This is a genomic window from Endobacter medicaginis (genome assembly GCF_014192375.1).
GTDB lineage: Bacteria > Pseudomonadota > Alphaproteobacteria > Acetobacterales > Acetobacteraceae > Endobacter > Endobacter medicaginis.
Genome location: NZ_JACHXV010000005.1, coordinates 198,221 through 216,507, shown reverse-complemented (window position 1 = coordinate 216,507; position 18,287 = coordinate 198,221). Strand labels below are relative to the sequence as shown.

17 protein-coding genes are annotated in these 18,287 nt (G+C 71.0%); 10 read left to right on the top strand and 7 right to left on the bottom strand.

The features are described 5' to 3' along the window. Positions 1-93 precede the first annotated feature (93 nt). The 3 genes from FHR90_RS08500 (at position 94) to FHR90_RS08490 (ending at position 3,391) form a co-directional block, all read left to right on the top strand. A complete protein-coding gene (locus FHR90_RS08500) occupies positions 94-1,053 on the top strand; it encodes a hypothetical protein (protein WP_183275047.1) in 960 nt (319 codons plus the stop codon). Between the two features lie 182 nt (positions 1,054-1,235). Continuing rightward, positions 1,236-2,360, top strand: coding sequence for an S-methyl-5-thioribose-1-phosphate isomerase (mtnA, locus tag FHR90_RS08495; RefSeq protein ID WP_176624335.1), 1,125 nt, complete (start codon positions 1,236-1,238; stop codon positions 2,358-2,360). 161 nt (positions 2,361-2,521) lie between these two features. Next, positions 2,522-3,391, top strand: a complete 870-nt coding sequence (locus tag FHR90_RS08490) for a DUF2272 domain-containing protein (RefSeq protein WP_176624343.1) — start codon at positions 2,522-2,524, stop codon at positions 3,389-3,391. Positions 3,392-3,398: 7 nt separating this feature from the next. Here the strand turns inward: FHR90_RS08490 and FHR90_RS08485 are convergent, their stop codons facing one another. Continuing rightward, positions 3,399-3,803 (bottom strand): rhodanese-like domain-containing protein, encoded by a 405-nt coding sequence (locus FHR90_RS08485; protein ID WP_176624337.1) that lies wholly within the window; start codon positions 3,801-3,803, stop codon positions 3,399-3,401. 101 nt (positions 3,804-3,904) lie between these two features. On the opposite strand from FHR90_RS08485, the gene FHR90_RS08480 reads away from it, so the two are divergent. Further along, positions 3,905-4,930, top strand: coding sequence for a cysteine synthase A (locus FHR90_RS08480; RefSeq protein WP_394367841.1), 1,026 nt, complete (start codon positions 3,905-3,907; stop codon positions 4,928-4,930). A 3-nt stretch (positions 4,931-4,933) separates the two neighbouring features. Here the strand turns inward: FHR90_RS08480 and FHR90_RS08475 are convergent, their stop codons facing one another. After that, on the bottom strand, positions 4,934-6,217 hold the full coding sequence (locus tag FHR90_RS08475; protein ID WP_183275046.1) for an MFS transporter: 1,284 nt from the start codon (positions 6,215-6,217) through the stop codon (positions 4,934-4,936). Continuing rightward, positions 6,214-7,047 (bottom strand): hypothetical protein, encoded by an 834-nt coding sequence (locus FHR90_RS08470; RefSeq protein ID WP_183275045.1) that lies wholly within the window; start codon positions 7,045-7,047, stop codon positions 6,214-6,216. The genes FHR90_RS08475 and FHR90_RS08470 overlap by 4 nt, the downstream gene beginning before the upstream one ends. Before the next feature lie 258 nt (positions 7,048-7,305). Between FHR90_RS08470 and FHR90_RS08465 the strand changes: the two genes are divergently transcribed. Genes FHR90_RS08465 through FHR90_RS08450 form a run of 4 tightly spaced genes read left to right on the top strand, consistent with a single transcriptional unit; the run spans position 7,306 to position 10,558 of the window. Further along, positions 7,306-8,025 (top strand): response regulator, encoded by a 720-nt coding sequence (locus tag FHR90_RS08465; RefSeq protein ID WP_176624550.1) that lies wholly within the window; start codon positions 7,306-7,308, stop codon positions 8,023-8,025. A 59-nt stretch (positions 8,026-8,084) separates the two neighbouring features. Continuing rightward, positions 8,085-9,581: an ATP-binding protein gene (locus FHR90_RS08460; RefSeq protein WP_246330126.1), complete on the top strand. Its 1,497-nt coding sequence runs from the start codon at positions 8,085-8,087 to the stop codon at positions 9,579-9,581. A gap of 5 nt (positions 9,582-9,586) precedes the next feature. Further along, a complete protein-coding gene (locus FHR90_RS08455; protein WP_176624552.1) occupies positions 9,587-9,922 on the top strand; it encodes a YnfA family protein in 336 nt (111 codons plus the stop codon). Positions 9,923-9,979: 57 nt separating this feature from the next. Next, on the top strand, positions 9,980-10,558 hold the full coding sequence (locus FHR90_RS08450; protein WP_176624554.1) for a YqaA family protein: 579 nt from the start codon (positions 9,980-9,982) through the stop codon (positions 10,556-10,558). A gap of 3 nt (positions 10,559-10,561) precedes the next feature. Here the strand turns inward: FHR90_RS08450 and FHR90_RS08445 are convergent, their stop codons facing one another. The 4 genes from FHR90_RS08445 to FHR90_RS17735 all read right to left on the bottom strand — a co-directional run bounded on the left by FHR90_RS08445 (position 10,562) and on the right by FHR90_RS17735 (position 14,862). After that, on the bottom strand, positions 10,562-10,951 hold the full coding sequence (locus tag FHR90_RS08445) for a hypothetical protein (RefSeq protein ID WP_176624556.1): 390 nt from the start codon (positions 10,949-10,951) through the stop codon (positions 10,562-10,564). Between the two features lie 76 nt (positions 10,952-11,027). Next, complete coding sequence (locus tag FHR90_RS08440) at positions 11,028-11,975, bottom strand: MIP/aquaporin family protein (protein ID WP_183275044.1); 948 nt, start codon at positions 11,973-11,975, stop codon at positions 11,028-11,030. Then, positions 11,975-12,862 carry a 4-(cytidine 5'-diphospho)-2-C-methyl-D-erythritol kinase gene (locus tag FHR90_RS08435; RefSeq protein WP_456305514.1) on the bottom strand — a complete coding sequence of 296 codons (888 nt, stop codon included), beginning with the start codon at positions 12,860-12,862 and terminating at the stop codon, positions 11,975-11,977. The genes FHR90_RS08440 and FHR90_RS08435 overlap by 1 nt, the downstream gene beginning before the upstream one ends. A 5-nt stretch (positions 12,863-12,867) precedes the next feature. Then, positions 12,868-14,862 (bottom strand): tetratricopeptide repeat protein, encoded by a 1,995-nt coding sequence (locus FHR90_RS17735; RefSeq protein WP_183275042.1) that lies wholly within the window; start codon positions 14,860-14,862, stop codon positions 12,868-12,870. Positions 14,863-15,039: 177 nt separating this feature from the next. Here FHR90_RS17735 and FHR90_RS08425 point away from each other — a divergent pair, with 177 nt between their 5' ends. Both FHR90_RS08425 and FHR90_RS17640 read left to right on the top strand, forming a co-directional pair. Further along, the gene (locus FHR90_RS08425) at positions 15,040-15,939 is read left to right on the top strand and encodes a uracil-DNA glycosylase (RefSeq protein WP_183275041.1); all 900 of its coding nucleotides are present in this window, start codon (positions 15,040-15,042) and stop codon (positions 15,937-15,939) included. A 227-nt stretch (positions 15,940-16,166) separates the two neighbouring features. Beyond that, positions 16,167-18,275, top strand: a complete 2,109-nt coding sequence (locus FHR90_RS17640; protein ID WP_183275040.1) for a lytic transglycosylase domain-containing protein — start codon at positions 16,167-16,169, stop codon at positions 18,273-18,275. The last annotated feature ends 12 nt before the right edge of the window (positions 18,276-18,287 follow it).

The following is an 18,287-nucleotide window of genomic DNA, read 5'->3' as shown; positions in this document are numbered from 1 at the left end:
ATGTCCACTTTCAATCAGACGTCTTCAGGTACGGTGGTCACCAGAACTTCAGTGACCGGGGCGGTGCTGTAGGACTCTTCGACGGCCGGGGTCTTGGCGACCCGCGGCGTGCGCTTGCGTGCCGTCGCCGGCGTCTTTTTCGCGGTGGCCTTGACCGTAGGCTTCGGCGTCGCAGGGGTGCGCCTTGCCGAGCTCGCCGCCTTGGGGGCAGCGCGGGATGTCGTCGAGGGCCTGGTCGCGGTCTTGCGCGCGGGGGTCGCAGCCTTCGCCGCGGCACGCGGTGTTTTCGCTGCCGCACGCGACGGCGTCGCGACCCGGCTACGCGCAGGCGCGGCCTTCGGAGCGGTGCGGGCTTTCGTCGCGGCACTCTTGCGCTTGGTCGCCGACGTCGTCTTCCGTGTGGTGGCAGCCCTGCGGGTCACGACCTTTGCAGAGGCCGCCTTGCGGGCCGCCGTGCCCTTGGTGGCAGCAGACTTCGACGCTGCACTCTTCGTCGTCGTTCGCTTGGCTGCGACCTTGCGCGCCGGCGCCTTGGCCGTTGCCGACCTCGTGGTCGCGCTCCTGACAGCCGGCGCCTTGCGGGCCGCCGTCTTGCGTGTGGTGGCGACCTTTGCCGCCGCGGCGGTCCTCGTGGTCGTCTTCCTTGCAGCCGGTTTTGCTGCTGTCTTCGCCGCGGCCGTCTTCGGCGCCGCTTTCGCCGTCCTGGCCCTGGTTGTGGTCACCTTGGGTGCGGCAGCCTTCTTCGCCACAGGCTTTTTCGTCACCGCCTTCGCCGGTTTGGCCGTGGCACGCGCAGTGCGGGTGGCGGTCGGACGCGTCGTCGCCTTGGCAGGTGCGCGACGGGTCGACGCGCGCACTGCCAATGCCTGCGCCTGCCGGCCTTCCTTGGGAAGATCGTTGCTCATGACTAAGCCTTCTTGCTGTGACAGTCTTGGATCGAGGCGGACAGGGCCACGAAGCACGACGGCGCGACACTGCTTGCGAATCGGCGTAAATGCTGCGTTTCCAAGTCTTGAATCGCTCTTCGGCGTTTCGACCCATATCTGTCAATAAAAAGCAACGGGATGAAAAAAGTTCCTTGACCGATCCGGTCCGATTGTGCGCTGCGGCAAGGGTCTTGAATGCACGCGACGAAGATCTCATACAACGCCGGCGGGATCGAACTGCGCGGCAATACAGCGCGCGTGCAGGTGTCGATCGCGATGATCTGTTCAGCAAACAGCCGGGCCCGTGACATGAAAATCGACAACGTCGCCTATCGCAGCGTCTGGGTGGATCCGCAGGACGGGTGGACCGTCCGCATCTTCGACCAGACGCGACTGCCCTGGTCGATCGACGTCCTGCGGCTGAGCACCGCCGACGAAGTTGCGCATGCGATCCGCACCATGCAGGTCCGCGGCGCGCCGCTGATCGGCGCGGTCGCCGCCTATGGGCTGGCGCTGGCGCTGCGCGAGGATGCGTCCGATACGGCGATGGAACGTGAGGCGGCGATGCTGGCCGAGACACGCCCGACGGCGATCAACCTGCGCTGGGCGATCGGGCGGATGCTTGCGCGCCTGCGCGGCGTCGCGCCGCACTCGCGCGTGCAGGCCGCCTATGACGAAGCGGCCGCGATCTGCGACGAGGACGTCGCACAGAACGAGGCGATCGGCCGCAACGGCCTGTCATTGCTGAGCGAGATTGCCGCAAGGCGCGGCAATCGCGTCGATGTGCTGACGCACTGCAATGCCGGGTGGATCGCCACGGTGGACTGGGGCACCGCGCTCGCGCCGATCTACATGGCGCATGACCAAGGCATCGACGTGCATGTCTGGGTCGACGAGACGCGGCCGCGCAATCAGGGCGCGCTGCTGACGGCCTGGGAACTCGGTCGTCATGGCGTGCCGCACACGGTGATCGCCGACAATGCCGGTGGTCATCTGATGCAGCACGGCAAGGTCGATGCGGTGATCGTCGGCACCGACCGCGTCACGCGGCAGGGCGATGTCGCCAACAAGATTGGCACCTACCTCAAGGCGCTGGCGGCGCATGACAACGGCGTGCCGTTCTGGGTCGCGCTGCCGTCGACCACCATCGACTGGACCATCGGCGATGGCGTGCGCGAGATCGAGATCGAGGAGCGCAATGCCGACGAGGTCGGCGCGATCACCGGCCCGCTGGTGGGCCCGGGCGACGTCGACCGCGAGGGCGAGGTTCGCACCATCCGACTGGTTCCGCCCGGCAGCCGCGCGGCCAATCCCGCCTTCGACGTCACGCCCGCACGTCTGGTGAGCGGGTTGATTACCGAGCGTGGCGTGTGCGCGGCCAGCGAGGCCGGGCTGCTGTCGCTGTTTCCCGAGCGGCGCCAGACGGCCGCCTGAGCGCGGCGAAACGATACGATCCCCTTCTCAAACGTTCGCACACCCCGTAGGTCAGGACGGACCATGCCGGACAGAGGACGTTCATGACCGTGTCACCCCCCTCGCCCCGCCCCCGTCATCGCACCCGCATGGCGGCCGTCGGCGGGGCGCTGGGGCTGGCGATGCTGCTGTCGGGCTGCGATGATCCCTCGACGCAGGCGAACGTCTCCGCGCGGCCGATCCCCACCCCGACGGCGCAGTATCGCAACGGCACGACCGGGCCCTATGCGGAGAACCCGCATGTGCCGGACTTCGCCAATCGCAATTTTGTGCCCTTCAACCGGCTCGATGCCGTCGCGATCGCGATGCGCGAGTGGCGCCTGTTCGGCGAGCCCGTCGACGATGACGACCCCGAGGAACGCCCCGAGCCGACCTCCGCCCTGGTCAAGCCGGAGCGGCTGCCGGGGTTGTGGGAGCGGGTCGGCGAATACTGGTGGATCGGCCAGGACCCCTACGAGACGGAGGCCTCCTGGACCGGCAAGCACAACAGTTCCGGCACGCCTTTCGCCTTCGAACATGACGGGCACTACGCCTGGTCGGCGGCGTTCATCTCCTATGTGATGCGCGTCGCCGGTGCCGGCGACCGCTTCGCCTATTCGCCCAACCACGCCACCTACATCAACGCCGCCGCCTCCGGCACCGAAAGCGGTGTACGCGCGCAGGCACCGGGCGAGTATGCGCCGAGCCTCGGCGACCTGATCTGTGCGGGGCGCGGCGGAGCGCGCGCGGTGCGCTTCACCGACCTGCCGACGCGCAGTTCGTTCCCGGCGCATTGCGGTCTGGTGGTGGCGACCGCGCCGCGCGGCCAGCCGGGACGCATCTCGATCATCGGCGGCAATGTCGATGACGCGGTGACGATGACGCATGTGCCCGTCGACGCGAAGGGCATGATCTCCGGGCCGGACGGCCAGTCCTACGACACGCGCTATCCGTGGCTGGTGGTGCTGCAGGTGCTCTACACCGCCAATGACGAGGGCGGCGGCGAGGAATAGGACTCGGTCAGCCCTGCCGCCAGGGCAGACCTTCCGCTTTCCATCCCGACACCACGCCGCGATGACCGAGCTCGTCGGCGTCGCCCTCGAACCCGCCGGCGACATTGAAACAGTGCAGGTAGCCGCCGTTCAGTGCTGCACGTGCGGCCGCGGCGCTACGCGCCCCGCTGCGACAGATGAAATACAGCGAGCGCTCCTCCGCGAGCCCGGCCTCGCGCAGCTCATCGACGAAGCGCGGATTGACCACGCCGCCCGGCCAGCCTTGCCAGGCGATCAATGCGAGCCGATTGCCCGGCGCGAGCGGCAGGCCGACGAACTGCCACTCCGCCTCGGTACGCACGTCGATCAGACAGGCGCCGGCATCCGCCTCCAGCGCCGCGTAGGTCTGGGTTGCGGAGACATGCTCGACCATCGGCTGGGTCCTCCCTTGCGGCGGTCGGGTTTGCGACCGATCCTGCCGGGTGTTCCTGTTTCGGATGTTGCGGAAGGTGAGGCCATATGGCGCCCGACACAATTGGTGAAAATGCAGACCCCCTGCCCGCGGCCGTGGACCGCGACATGCTGGCCGCGATCGGCCACACGCCGCTCATCCGGCTGCGGGCGGCGTCGGAAGCGACGGGATGCGACATCTACGGCAAGGCCGAGTTCATGAATCCCGGCGGTTCGGTGAAGGACCGCGCGGCCCTGGCCATCATCGCCGATGCGGAGGCGCGCGGCGTGCTCGCACCGGGCGGCATCGTCGTCGAAGGCACCGCCGGCAATACCGGCATCGGGCTGACGCTGGTGGGTAATGCGCGCGGCTACCGTACGGTGATCGTGATGCCCGAGACCCAGAGCCAGGAGAAGATCGACTTCCTGCGCATGATCGGCGCCGAGCTCGAGCTGGTGCCGGCGAAGCCCTATCGCGACCAGGGCAACTACGTCCATGTGTCGCGTCGCCGCGCCGAGGAGCTGGGCGGGGTGTGGGCCAACCAGTTCGACAATCTCGCCAACCGCGAAGGCCACCGCCAGACCACCGCGCGCGAGATCTGGGCGCAGACCGGTGGCCGTGTGGATGCGTTCACCTGCGCCTGCGGCACCGGCGGCACGCTGGCCGGTGTATCGCTCGGTCTCGCCGAGCTCGCCGCCGCCGAAGGTCGGCCCGCGCCGCGCATCGTGCTGGCCGATCCTGAAGGCTCGGGCCTGGCCGGCTGGATCACCTCTGGCGACCTGTCGATCGAGGGCGGCTCGATCACCGAGGGGATCGGCCAGTCGCGGGTGACCGGCAATCTCGAGGGCGTGCGGATCGACGATGCCGAGCGGATCTCCGATGCCGAGGCGTTGCCGCTGATCTTCGATCTGCTGAAGGACGAGGGGATCTCGGTGGGCGGCTCGTCGGGCATCAATATCGCATCGGCGATCCGCACCGCCCGTAAGCTCGGCCCGGGCCATACGGTGGTGACGATCCTGTGCGATGGCGGCGCGCGCTACCAGTCGAAACTGTTCAATCCCGAATTCCTGCACGGCAAGTCGCTGCCGGTGCCATCCTGGCTCGGCTGAGCGTCAGCGGCGCGCGGCCCGGCGCAGCTTCGCCGCCTGCGACCCCGGCAGCGCGAAGCCGAGCAGCACGCTGAACCCGCCGACCGCGGCCAGCAGCAGGAAGGCCTGCGACAGCGACGAATCGGCGATGTCGCCGGCGACCGAGGTCGACAATGTCGCACCCAGCCCCATGCCAAGGCCGAGGATGCCCAGGCAGAGATTGAAATGGCCGGTGCGGCGGGCGATGTCGGCGGCCACCAGCGGCATCATCACGCCGAACGTCGCCGAGCTGATGCCGTCGAGCAGTTCGATCGCCACCACCGCATAGGGATCGGTGGTCAGACTGAGCAGCACCCCACGCAACGGCAGCGCGGCGAACCCCGCCACCACCACCGTGCGCATCCCCCACACGCCTGCATAGCGCCCGATCAGCGGCGACAGCACCGCGACGATGAGCTGCGGGATCAGGATGCAGGCGCCAATCACCAGGGCTGCGACATTGCCGGCCTGCTTGGTGATCTGTCCCGCAGCGAGCGGCAGCATCGCGGCATTGGAGAAATGGTAGGCCACCGCGCAGACGAGAAACACCAGCAGGGTACGATCGGAGAGCAGATGCGGGATATGCTGCCAGAACCCCTCCTTGCCGGGTGCGGCGTCGCGGGCGGGCGGCGCGGGTGGCGGCGGCACGTCGCCGATCGCCCGCAGCGCCCACAGGCCCGGAGCAGCGAGCAGCGCCCCGAGCAGGAGGGTGGCGCGCGCCGACACCAGATAGCCCACCGCCGCCATCAGCCCGGCGGCGAAAGCGTTGCCGATCGAGGCGAAGCTGGCATTGCGGCCGAACCTCGCGCCGGTGAGGGCGACGGTGCCGTCCTGACCATCGGCGCGATGGCCGCCCACCCCGTCCAGGTGCAGTGACGCGTTGGCCTGGAGTGCGACCACGCCGAGGGTGACCGCGGCGATCGCCGGGTTGAGCATGCAGCTCGCGAACCCGTGCAGCACCTCGGCGACCGCCACCGGCAACTGCACCGGCAGGGCGGCGAGCAGCAGGCAGGACAGCATGATCGCCCCGATCGCCCACCCTGCGGCGCGGCGCTTGTTGGGCAGCGCATCGACCACCAGCCCGGCCGGAACCTGGCTCGCCATGGCGGTGATCGAGCCGATGCTCAGCGCCCAGCCGATCTGGCCCTGGGTCCAGTGCGCACCCGTCAGGTAGATGGCGATGAACGGCCCGAACGCGGTCTGCAGGTTGGCGACGAAGAAATTGAGCCAGTCCAGGGCCCTGCCGCGGGAGCGGAGGGTGTGGCTCAATCGCCGCTTCCCTTGCCGGAGGGCAATGACTGCCCCGGTGGCCTGGCTCCCGAGGCGGGCGTAGGGCTGGCGGGGGCGGACGGCGCAGGCGGCACCTTGGCCGCTGCGGGCGTTCCGGCCGGCGCCGTGACGGGGGACGCGGCCACGCCGGGCGCCGGTGTGGCCGCGGCCGGAGCGGCAGTGGGTTTCGGCGCCTCGGCATGGTCCGGATGCGGCTCGGCTGCGGTCTCGGCACCGGAGACCACGGTCACCACGCCGGGCTTCGCGTCATAGGTCGGCGCCGAGCGCAGTTGCGCCGGGCTCAGCGCGGTGCGGAGCGCTCCTTTCAGATCGGGTGGAATGGTCAGCAGGTCGATGGCCAGCGCGATATGGCGGTTGCCGACGCCCATGAAGCCGGCGATCTCGATCACCACCGCCGCGGCATCACCCTTCTCGTCGACCAGCACGTCGATGACATGGCCGATCTCGGTATGGTCCGAGCCTTCGACCGCATGGTCGACCAGGCCGAGCAGATGCACGCTGCTGACCCGTAGCGACGCCTCGGCCGCACTCGACGGCGCGCTCACCGGCACGCCGCCGGACAGCGCGGCCTGCGACGGCTGCGACGGTGCGGGGGGCTGCCAGGCGGTCTGACCGAAGACGCTGCTGATCGGGGCGGGCGGGGTCGGGGTGGCGGCCGGGGGCGCGGGAGGGCTCGATATCGCCGGTTTCGATGGTGCTGCAGTCGCATCCGGCGCGGCCGCCGATGCCGGCGCGGCGGCAGCCGACGGCTCCGCGCGTGCCCCTTCCGCGACAGCGCCCGCCAACCCGCAGAGCGACGCCGCCAGCATGCAGGCCCGACCTGCCGTCCGGACGGATCGCTGCCGTCGGCCCATCCCCATGCGACCCGTCCCGTTCGACACGCGCCCGTGTTCCTCTTCCCGACCCGGCGACACGATAGGCGTGCGGCGCCCGTCACTCAAACCGGGCTCGCGAACCCTACGCCGTGTAACAGAATCGCCGTCCGCGGAGTTTTCACAGACACGCAAAATGCAACACAACGCAACACCCACTCGCACCACGTCCCCGGGCGGCCTATTGACGATGCCATGGACAACCTTCCGCACGTTCTGGTCGTCGATGACGATCGCGAGATCCGCGAGCTGCTGGCCCGGTTTCTCGAACGCAACCGCTTTCGCGTCACCACGGCCCGCGACGGGCGCGAGGCGCGGCGGGCCTGGTCGGCGGCCCATTACCAGCTCGTGGTCCTCGACCTGATGCTGCCGGGCGAGAGCGGTCTCGACGTGGCGCGCTGGCTGCGCAGCCAGGGCAACGTGCCGATCGTGATGCTGACCGCGATGGGTGACGAGACCGACCGAATCATCGGCCTCGAACTGGGTGCGGACGATTATCTGCCCAAGCCGTTCAACCCGCGCGAGCTGCTGGCGCGCATCCGCGCGGTGCTGCGCCGGACCACGGAGCGCGACGAGAAGCGCGCCGACAACGACCAGCGCACCATCCGCTTCGCCGGCTGGACACTGGAGCCGATCCGGCGCCGGCTGCTCAACCCCGACGGCGCCGAGGTGGCGCTTACGGGGGGCGAATACGAGCTGCTGATCGCGCTGCTCGACCGCGCCAACCGGGTGCTGACCCGCGACATGCTGCTCGACCTGCTGCGCGGACGCCAGGCCGGCCCGTTCGACCGCGCGATCGACGTCGCCATCTCGCGCCTGCGCCGCAAGCTCGAGGATGACGGCCGCAACGCACAGGTGATCAAGACCGTGCGCGGCGGCGGCTATGTGCTCGCCGCCGACGTCGAACGCATCTGAAAACGTCGTTCGGGGCCGCGCAGTCTCAGCGATTGCGGGCTTATGGAGGAGGCGGCACCATGGCGGGCACGATGCTGTCGCGCCCCGATCAGGACATGCTGCCAGATGACCTGCCGCGTGGTGCGGAGCGGGGGATGGAAGCGCCTGCGAGAGGCTGGCGAAGGTTTGCGCCTCGACATTGGCCGATCTGGCCGCGCTCGCTCGCGGCGCGCACCGCGCTCGTGCTGCTGCTGGGGCTGGTGTTCATCGAGGCGATCGGGCTCGGCATCCATATCTATGACCGCATCAGCCTCGAACGCATCGCCGACCAGCGCGAGGAGGCCTCGCGCATCGCCTCGATCTATCGCGCCGTTGCCGAGACCGTGCCCGACGAGCGCGAGGCCGAGATCGTGCGGCTGCACATGCCGCCCAAATACCATGCATCCATCGGCCCGGGCCCCGACATCGGCGACCTGATGCTCGCCCCGGCCTGGGAGCAGCGCGAGCTCGACAACAACATCAACGCCCTGCCCTTTCCGGCCAGGCTGCACCCTACCCAGCGGGTGATCGGTGCCGCCGGTGTCCACCGCTTCGCCATCGCGTTGCGCCTGCCCAACGACGATCGCTGGCTCAACATCCAGTTCTACCGGCCTTCGCCCAACCCGCTGCGCGAGCCGCTCGCACCGATCACCTTCGTGCTGATCACGCTGGCCGGCGGCGGCCTGACGCTCTGGGCGATCCGGCGTCTCACCCAGCCGCTTCGCACCCTGGCCGCCGCCGCCCACCAGCTCGGCCGCGACGTCTATGCGCCTCCCCTGCCCGAGCGCGGACCGCTGGAAATCGCCACCGCGGCGCACGCCTTCAACCTGATGGCGAGCCGCATCCGTCGTTTCGTCTCCGACCGCACGCTGATGCTGACCGCGATCGGCCACGACCTGCGCACGCCGATCACACGCATGAAGCTGCGCGCCGAGTTCATCGACGACGACGATCTGCGCTCTCGCTTCCTCGCCGATCTCGACGAGCTGGAAGCGATGGTCGCCGCCACCCTCGCCTTCGGCCGCGACAGCGCCAATCGCGAGCCGATCCGCACGCTCGACCTGCGCGCGCTGCTGCGCACCGTGCTCGACGACGCCACCGACGGACGCCCCGATCTCGCCGGCTCGGTGCAGTTCGACGGCCCGCAGCTCACCATCCAGGCGCGCCCGGTGGCGCTCAAGCGGGTGTTCGCCAATCTGGTCGGCAATGCGCTGGCCTATGGCGGGGCGGCGCGGATGACGCTGCACGCGCCGACGCCCGTGGCAGCCAACCCGCGCCACCGTGCCGTCGAGCGCCATATCGTGATCACCATCGACGATGACGGGCCCGGTATTCCGCCCGAGCAGCTCGACCGCGTCTTCGAACCCTTCTACCGCGTCGAGGACAGCCGCAACCGCGAGACCGGCGGCACCGGGCTGGGCCTCGCCATCGCGCGCAACATCATCCGCGCGCATGGTGGCGACATCACGCTCGCCAACCGGCGGGACGCGGCGGGACGCACCGTCGGGCTGCGCGTCAGCGTCACGCTGCCGGCCTGAACGATTTGTGGACCGCCCTCGTCTTCGTCCCGGCAGCCTTGTGCGAGATCGGCGGCTGCTTCGCCTTCTGGGCCTGGGCGCGCCTGGGACGATCCGTGCTGTGGCTGCTTCCGGGCAGCGCAGCGCTGGTCGTGTTCGGCTGGCTGCTGACCCTGGCGCCGGCGAGCAGCGCCGGGCGGGCATACGCGGCCTATGGCGGCGTCTATATCCTGACCAGCCTGCTGTGGAGCGTCTGGGTGGAGGGCGTGCGCCCGGACCGGTCCGATCTCGCCGGGGCCGGCGTCGCCCTCGTGGGCGCCGCGATCATCCTGTTCGGCCCGCACGGCCCGAAACCGCCGTAGCGCTTCCTCCGAGCAGCCCTTGATGCCGCGCCTGCGTCGTGGCAATGCCCCGCAACCATGCTGCGCCGCCTCTACGACCGGATGATCGCCCTTGCCGCAAGCCCCCGCGCGCCCCTGTGGCTGGCGGTGGTGGCGTTTGCCGAAAGTTCGTTCTTCCCGGTGCCGCCCGATCTGATGCTGATCCCGATGGTGCTGGCGCGGCCGAGACGGGCCTGGCACTACGCGACGATCTGCACGCTGGCCTCGGTCGCGGGCGGTGCGCTGGGCTGGCTGATCGGCGCGGAGCTGTACGCCCATGTCGCGCGACCGCTGATCCATTTCTATCACTACGACGCCGCCTTCGCCGCCTTCCAGCAGCGCTTCGCGCAGTATGGGCTCTGGGTGATCCTGGTGAAGGGCCTCACTCCGATCCCCTACAAGGTGATCTCGATCGCCGCCGGGGCGGCGCATTTCGACCTGCTCACCTTCCTGGCCGCCAGCCTGGCGACGCGCGGGCTGCGGTTCTTCCTGGTCGCCGGGCTGCTGCGGGTCTTCGGCGAGCCACTGCGTCAGTTCATCGAGAAGCGGCTGACCCTGGTGACCACCGCCTTCGCGGTGTTGATCGTGCTGGGCTTCGTGGCGCTGAAATACGTCTGAGACTCAGGACAGGCGCATCTCGTCGGGCTTGGAATGCACCATGCCCATATGGGTGGTGAGCGTGCGGACCACCCGGTCGATCTCATTGGGCGCCAGCACGAAGCCGACCGCGCCATAGGCGGGATGCTGGAAGGCGATCACCGAGCCTTCCGTCAGCGCCTCCGGCTGGATCGCCCACTGGGTCTTGAACACCGGCGAGAACGGGCTCGAATCGAGCGGCGGCAGCGGCTGATGCGCCAGAAGCTGGGTCCGGGCCTGCCCGAGTGCGAAGATCAGCTGGGTCAGCTGGTCCAGCGTCAGCGGGATGTGCCCCTCCAGGCCGCTGCCCGGCAGCAGGTCGAGACTGGCCTGCTGCCGCTGCTCGTCGACCGAAACCTTCATGCGTGCGGACATCGATGCACATCTCCTCGATAGGCTCCGAATATAGGAAGCCCGACGTCGTGATGCAGCGCAAAAAAGCGACAGCGTGTCAGGACGGCGCCCCGGACACCGCCGATGGCGGCGGCCCGACCGCTTCGGGGGCGGACAGTCGGGGCACCCGGCCGTGATGGCCGAAATTGATCAGCCGCGCCTCGGCGAGATGCAGCCGGCCGAGCGCGCCCGATTTCAGCCAGGCCATCGCCAGCGCGCTGCCCGCCAGCGGCCCGAGCAGATAGATCCATAGCCAGGCGAGATGGCCGTCGAACAGGGCGGGGCCGAGAGTACGGGCGAAATTGGTGCTGTCGCCCGACACCCAGGCCACCAGCGGGTTCATGGCGAAGAAATACAGCCCGCCGATCCACGGTGCGAGCAGATGCAGCCGCTTGTGCGCCGCCCCCCAGGCCAGCGCAAGCACCAGCCCAGCCGTCGCGACCAGTTCGGCCGCCACCACCCAGCCGGCCGCGACCCCCGCAGCGGGCAGCGTCGCGGCGTAGTGCACGCTTCGCAGCTGTCCCGACAGCCCGGTGAAGGGGTGTACCGCCGCCCAGACCAGCGCGGTGCCGGCGATTGCGCCGATGATCTGCGCGGCGACGTAACCGAGCAGGTCCGGCCAGGCCAGCTTGCCTGCGAGGCCGAATGCGAGGCTGACCGAGGGGCTGAGATGCGCGCCGCTCACCCGCCCGAACGGCGTCATCGCCGCCGCCGTGCCGGCCGAGCCGAACAGCAGCCCGCACAGCGAGGTCTGCCACATCGGATGCGCGGCAAGCCTGTGCGCCAGCGGCGAACCCGGCGCGGTCAGCAGCGTGACCGCGGTGATACCCAGCACCATCAGCAGCGCGGTTGCCGCCGCCTCGCACGCATAGAGCCGCGGATGCCACCTGTGCAGGGGCACGCCGGCGAGCGGGCGATCATGCAGCTCGCGCCGGGTGAAGTGGATATGCGGAAAATGCAGATGCGGCCGACGGACGTGGTGCGCGGCCGGCGTATCGCCCGCCATCAGGCCGGATCGCCCCCCAGCCGGCCGGAGCGGGCCCACCAGCCCTGCGCCGACAGGCGCTGTGCAGAGGCGGCGGCCGAGGCGGCATCGTCGTGCAATGCGAAGCAGGTCCCCCCGGAGCCACTCATCCGCGCCAGCAGGCAGCCGGGCCCGGCGGCGAGACCGGCCAGCACCCCGGCGATCGGCGGGCAGATCGCCACCGCCGCCGCCTCGAGATCATTGACACTGTGCAGCCGCAGCCAGTCCGCCAGCGCGCGGAAGTCGGCGAAATGCGCCGGCAGACACAGCTGAGGCGAAAAGCCGGCCTTACGCGCTCGAAACACCGCCGGCGTGGCCACCGGTATGCCTGCGTTGGCCAGCACGATCCAGCCCTGCGGCAAGGTCGGCAGCGGGTCGAGGATCTCACCGATGCCGCGCATCCGGCAGGGCCGGCCATCGAGACAGACCGGCACGTCGGCGCCCAGACCGAGCGCGATACCGGCCAGCGCGGCCGGATCCGGCCGCACACGCCACAGGCGTTGCAGGGCCAGCAGGGTCGCCGCCGCATCGGCCGAGCCACCGCCGATGCCCGACGCGACGGGCAGATTCTTCTCCAGCACGATCGACGCGCCCGACGCGATCCCGGCCGCGCCGGCCAGAGAGCGCGCCGCACGCAGCACCAGGTTGTCGGCGTCCGGGGCCCCAGCGAGCGCCGCCCCGAACGGCCCCGCGACCCGCAGCGACAGCGCCTCGGCCGGCGCGACCGAGATCCGGTCGGCGATCGAGGCGAACACCACCAGCGAATCGAGCAGGTGATAGCCGTCCGCGCGGCGGCCGGTGACCTGAAGCGCGAGATTGACCTTGGCGCGCGCCAGCACGCTCAAGTCCGATGCCGCCTCGGACGTCACCGCGCTCACGGACCTGCCTTGGCCGATGCGGGCGCGGCCACGGCGGCGGCCCCCGCCTCGGCGAGCTTGCGACGCAGCACGGCCGCATCCGCCGGCTCGGGATGACACAGCAGCGCCCATTCCCACTGCTCGACGGCCTCGATGCGGCGGCCGAGCGCCATGTAGGCGTCGCCGAGATGCGCGTTGATCGTCGGATCCTCCGGCATCTTCTCCGCCGCCTGCTCGAACAGCGTCAGCGCCCGCTGCGGGTCGTGCTGGAGCAGCAGCGCAAAGCCGAGAGAATCGCGGATATTGGGGTCTTCGGGCGCCAGCGAGAGCGCCTTCTCGAGGCGCAGGCGAGCGGCGGCGACCGCGTGCGGGTCGTCGGCCTCGTGCTCGAGATCGCCATAGCCGAGAAAATTCAGCAGCACGGGCCGGTCAGGGGCGAGGGCGAGGGCGCGTTCGAGCACCGCATGCGCCGCCGGCCAGTCGCCGGCCTGTTCCTGCGCCGCACCGAGCGCCATCAGCAGCGGCCAGTCGCCCTGGGCATCATTGTCGTCGATCGTGTCGCCGAAGCTCCCGGCCGGATGACGCCGCAGCTCGGCCTGGAGATCGACCGCGCGCCGGTAGGCGGCGACCGCGGCGGGGAAATCCTTCGCCTGCATGGCAATGTCGCCGAACAGCTGCTGCGGCTCGGGGCGTGCGGGAAAGCGCTGCGCGAGACGGGTGGCAATGGCGCGGGCGGCGTCGGACCGACCGAGATCGGCCTCGATCCCGGCCTCGCTCCACAGCGCCGCCGGCGCCAGCGGCGAGGCGGGATCGACCTTCGCGAGTTCGGCGATCGCGTCCGTCTCGCCCTCGGGCCCGCGCCCGGCCCCGGCATCGGCCAGCACCTCCGCCAGGGCGATGCGCGCCGCATCGAGCCCGGGATCGATCGAGAGCGCGAGGCGCAGCCGGACGATCTCGTCGCGCTGGGCGATCCGCGACAGGTCGCGCAGCGCCGAGGGCGGCAGCCGCTCGTCGCGGGCGGCCCCGTCCTGGCCCCCGCCCTGTCCGCGCGCCGTCGTCTGCTGCTCGATCGTGTCGGCCATCATCGCGCCGACCGCGAAGCCCGCTGCGGCATAGACCTGCGCGATCATGCCGGAGGCTGTCGGTGCCGCGGCACCGCGCAGGCTGTCGGCCCATCCGGCCTCGGACAGCGCCATGCCCGGACGGCCGAACGCCATCACGTGCAGCATCCGTCGGGCCGCGGCGAACTCGCCCCGCCTGGCGGCGAGGTCGGCGGCCAGCCCGACCAGCACGATATTGCTCGTGGGCAGGCCCGACATCCCGGCATTGCGCAGGAGTTCAGCCTGCGCGGTCCGGCCTGAAGCCAGCGCGATCCGGGCGCCGAACAGCGCATAGATGCCACCGGGCGCCGTGGCCCGTCCACCGGCCCGGCCCGACGCGCCGAGCGTCGACAGCGCCGCATCGGGGTGGCCCGCCCCCCATTCGGCCGCCGCCACCAGCAGCGGCCGCAACCCGTCGAAGCCGCCGCCATTGACAGAGGCATAGGCGTGACGCGCACCGGCCCAGTCGTCGGCGCGCACGGCCGCGTTGCCGAGCACCAGCGCGGCCAGCGGCTGGCCGGCCAGACCCTGCGCGAGGGTCCGGACCCGCTCGGGCGACGTATCCGGGCCCGAGCCCACGGCGCCATCCGCCATCACCGCCGCGACGAGCGCCTCCATCGCCAGATCGCGATCCTGCGGCACCTCGGCCGCGGCCCGCAGCAGCGCGGGCGCCGCATGGGCGGCGTCGAAGCGCGCCAGCGCCACCTCGCCGATCAGGAAATCCTTCACCGGAAACGCCAGCGGCGGCCCGCCGGACAGGCGCCCCGGCCGGGTGGTGACCCCGGCTTCAGCATCGGTCGCGGCCAGAGCCGGCCACGACGCGGCAACCGCTGCGAGCACCCCGACCGCGGCGAGTGCGATCCCGCGGCGCCGGGCGCGGGCGCAGCCCGGACCCTGCGGCGATCCTGTCACGGGTCCCGAGCTGCGAAGCGGCGCATCCATGAGCGGAAGTTGAGAGCAACCGGCGCAGCCGTCAACGCCACCGCCTGGGGTGAGGGCCGGTGCCGGGCGCAAGACGCGCCCCAGGGCACGTTTCGAAACAGGCTCTTATCCCTTGCCTCGCCCGCCCCCGAGCGGTGACAAGCAGCCATGCGCAATTCCCCGCCCGGCAGCCCGACCGCGCCCGACGCCCGCCCGGCCCTCGCCTGGCTGCGCCTGCTGGTCGAGTGGGGCGCCGACGAGGCCCTCGCCGAGAGCGCGATCGACCGGCGCCTGTCCGGCCCGGCTGCCCGGAGCGTGCCGCCGCCGCCCGGGCCGATCCCGACTGCCCTGCCGGCTCCCGCGCTCGGCACACCCGCCCAGCGCGCAGAAGCCGCCGCGGCGTCCTGCCATGATCTCGACGCGCTCCAGCGCGCGATGGAGGGGTTCGACGATTTCGGGCTGCGGCAGGCGGCCTCGCATACGGTGCGCGTCAGCCTCGGCACGCGGGCGCGGCTGATCGTGGTCGGCGAGACTGCCGACGAGGACGAGGACCGCTCCGGCGAACCGTTCGCCGGCCGGGCGGGGACCGGTCTCGACCGCATGCTCGGCGCGATCGGCCTGTCGCGGGACGATTGCGCGCTGATGGCCGGCATCGCGTGGCGACCGCCCGGCGGCCGGCCGCCGGCGGGCGTGGAACTCGCCACCTGCGCCCCCTTCCTGCGCCGCCGCCTCGTGCTTGCCGCCAGGCAAATCGTCGCCCGGGGCGGCCCTGTGGCGGCAGGTCATGGCACGGGCGGGACGGACGCGGTCAGGGTGCCGGCGCTGCTGCTCGGCAAGCTGCCGCTGCGCCTGCTGCTGGCCGACGCGGATGTCGCCAGCGGCCCGCGCGGCGCGGCGCGGCGCCTCGACATCGATGCCGGCGACGGCGTCACCGTCGATGCGACAGCCCTCACCCACCCGTCGATGTTGGCCGCCCAGCCGCGCCTCCGCCGACCGGCCTGGCACGGGCTGCTGGCCCTGCGCGCACGGCTGGATTCTGCTCCCGACGGACCGATCACGAATTTGTGATAGGCTGCCGCTAAATTCCTGCCATGGCAAAGTTCTTGCCCTCTTGCGGGCCTCCTGCACGGCTGCCATTACCGCAATGATAGACAGGTTTTCACATCCGTGTGATTGCCAGCCTGCGGGACGGCCGCTATGCCCCGCCGACCATGTGGAGTTCCCTTCACAGACGCACGCCGGACACGGCCCCCCATCCCGGGGCCGTGCCGCCGGTGGGCGGACGTGCCGCCACGATGCGGACCGTCCAGCGTCCCCCCTCACGGCCACGTGCCGCCCGTGCCCTGCTGACCGGTGCGCTGCTGCTGGCAGCCGCCCTGCCGGGCGGAGGCACCGGCAGCGCCCGCGCCCAGCCGGCGCGACAGGTGGCGGCACCCGCGGGCACGTCCGACGGTGGCGCCGAATCCGGCAACCAGGTCGCCTTCGCCGTGCCACGCAGCGGGTCGGGCGGCTGGGGCGGCGTCGGCCTGCCCGAGCCGCTCAGCCCCTCCGTCGCTGCACGCATCCGCCACATCTTCATCCTCCAGGAGCAGGGTGCCATGGAGGCGGCGGCACGCGAGACCGCGGCACTCGGCGATCGCACCCTTGTCGGCGACATCCTCGCCGACCGCTACCTGCGCGAAGCCGCCGCCGGCTCGGCCGAGCCATCCCTGACCGGCGCGCTGTCCGGCTGGCTGCAGGCCTATGGCGATCAGCCGGACGCGCGGGCGATCCACGCAGCCCTGCTGTTCCGCCTGCCCGCAGGGGCCGCCGCGCCACCGGCGCCGGATGTCGCCTTCCTGGCCCCGGACGCGGCTGGCGGCACCGGTCCGACACCCGAGGAAGCCGACGCACCCACGACCGGCTACAGCCGCAATCCGTCGCTCGACCACGCCGTGCGCGAACGTTCCGGCGCGGGGCTGAAGGGCGCGGATAGCGCCCTGCGGCTGATCGCGCATACGCGCGGCCTTTCCGCCGCCTATGCCGGGCAACTCCGCTCCGAGGTGGCGCTCGACCTCTTCACCCAGGGGCTCGACCACAACGCCGCCACGATCGGCATGGACGCCTGGCACATCAGCGGCGAGCAGGCCGGGCTCGGCCCGTTCGTCGCCGGGCTCGCGGCCTGGCGCTCGGGTGACATCCACGCCGCCATTCCCCGCTTCGAGGCGGCGGCCCGCGCGAAATCGATTTCCGCCAGCCTGCGCGCCGGTGCGGCGCTGTGGGCGGCACGGGCGCACCTGCGCGCCGGCGACCGGCTCGGCTACGTGCCGTGGCTGGAGAATGCCGCGGCCCTGCCGCACACCTTCTATGGATTGTTGGCGAGCAGGATGCTGGGCCGGCCGATCGTCAGCGACCCGGCCGATACGTCGGACGACGCGCAGGCAGCACCCGCCGAGCCGGCTCCGCGCCGGTCGCATGCGATCTCGCTGCACGAGATCGCACCGCGGCTGGTGGATGCCGCGCTGGACCCGGGTCGTCACACCGGCCTGGTCCGGCTGCTCCTCGATGCCACCGATGTGTCGGCGGCACCGCCGACACGGGTCTCCAACCCGCTGCTGGGCGAGATCGACATCGAGGCCCTCGGCTGCACACCGCAGGGGCGCCGCGCGCTCGCGCTGCTCCAGGTCGGGCAGGACAGCCGCGCCGAGGCCGCGCTGCGCAATCTGTGGGGGCTGTCGGGACGTGATCCGGCACTGCGACACTCGATCATGCTGGTCGCACGCGCCGCAGGCCTGACCGGCCTCGCCGCTCAGGCGGCGACACTGATCGAGGCGCAGTACGGCCAGCCTGTCGATGCCGAGCGGTTCCCGGTGCCGCACCTGCATCCCGCGCACGGCTTCACCACCGATCCGGCGCTGGTCTATGCGCTGACCCGCCTCGAATCGAATTTCGATGCAGGCGCCGTCTCGGGTGCCGGCGCGCACGGGCTGATGCAGCTCATGCCGGTCACCGCCGGCTATGTGACCGGAGATCCGGACCGCTTCACCGGCACACCGTCGCGCCTGCACAATCCGGCCCTCAATCTCGATCTCGGCCAGCGCTACGTGAACTATCTCGCGCACAGCTCGGGAATCGACGACAACCTCATCAAGCTGCTGGCCAGCTACAATGCCGGTCCCAACGCGATGCGAAGCTGGGCGGCCACGTCGGCCGACGACAGCGATCCGCTGCTGTTCATCGAATCGATCCCGCTTGACGAGACCAGGCAATTCGTGCGGCGCGGCCTGTCATACCTGTGGATCTATGCCGCGCGCATGAAGCTTCCTTGCCCGTCGCTCGATGCGCTGGCGCGCGGCGCCTGGCCGCTCTACGCCGACGAGGGCGATCTCTCCCACCAGCCGATCCGGATGGCGACGCTCCACTGAGCGCGGTCGGCG

Coding starts and splice junctions, on each gene's coding strand:
- FHR90_RS08490 (WP_176624343.1), top strand. CDS start 2,522: ATGCTGCTGTCGGGCTGCGATGATCCCTCGACGCAGGCGAACGTCTCC.
- FHR90_RS08465 (WP_176624550.1), top strand. CDS start 7,306: ATGGACAACCTTCCGCACGTTCTGGTCGTCGATGACGATCGCGAGATC.
- FHR90_RS08485 (WP_176624337.1), bottom strand. CDS start 3,803: ATGGTCGAGCATGTCTCCGCAACCCAGACCTACGCGGCGCTGGAGGCG.
- FHR90_RS08450 (WP_176624554.1), top strand. CDS start 9,980: ATGCTGCGCCGCCTCTACGACCGGATGATCGCCCTTGCCGCAAGCCCC.
- mtnA (WP_176624335.1), top strand. CDS start 1,236: ATGAAAATCGACAACGTCGCCTATCGCAGCGTCTGGGTGGATCCGCAG.
- FHR90_RS17640 (WP_183275040.1), top strand. CDS start 16,167: ATGCGGACCGTCCAGCGTCCCCCCTCACGGCCACGTGCCGCCCGTGCC.
- FHR90_RS08460 (WP_246330126.1), top strand. CDS start 8,085: ATGGCGGGCACGATGCTGTCGCGCCCCGATCAGGACATGCTGCCAGAT.
- FHR90_RS08440 (WP_183275044.1), bottom strand. CDS start 11,975: ATGGCGGGCGATACGCCGGCCGCGCACCACGTCCGTCGGCCGCATCTG.
- FHR90_RS08470 (WP_183275045.1), bottom strand. CDS start 7,047: ATGCTGGCGGCGTCGCTCTGCGGGTTGGCGGGCGCTGTCGCGGAAGGG.
- FHR90_RS08445 (WP_176624556.1), bottom strand. CDS start 10,951: ATGTCCGCACGCATGAAGGTTTCGGTCGACGAGCAGCGGCAGCAGGCC.
- FHR90_RS08425 (WP_183275041.1), top strand. CDS start 15,040: ATGCGCAATTCCCCGCCCGGCAGCCCGACCGCGCCCGACGCCCGCCCG.